Raw genomic sequence first — 228 nt, 5'->3', positions numbered from 1 at the left:
CCCGCGCGGCTTTCCGAACTCGGTCGCGATCTTGGCACGCACCTTGTTGTCCCCGATGCCGACGGAGCAGTGTAGCTCAGTCGCGGCCAGCACGGCCGCCCGTGCAGCGGTGGCGATCCGCTCCGGGTCCTCCGTCGTCACACCGAGGAAGCACTCATCCCATCCGATGACCTCGAGCACCACGTCGGGCAGCGACCGGAGCGCGGCCATCACCTCGCCGGAGGCGAC

1 protein-coding gene is annotated in these 228 nt (G+C 69.7%); it reads right to left on the bottom strand.

Features of this window, described 5'->3' with window-relative positions:
• The coding region (locus R0J87_RS25575; protein WP_498889817.1) for a Y-family DNA polymerase at positions 1–228 on the bottom strand (228 nt) is incomplete at both ends.

Origin of the sequence: Halomonas sp. SIMBA_159 (assembly GCF_046536035.1) — a bacterium.
Classification (GTDB): domain Bacteria; phylum Pseudomonadota; class Gammaproteobacteria; order Pseudomonadales; family Halomonadaceae; genus Vreelandella; species Vreelandella venusta_A.
This window is presented reverse-complemented; position numbering and strand designations above follow the sequence as displayed.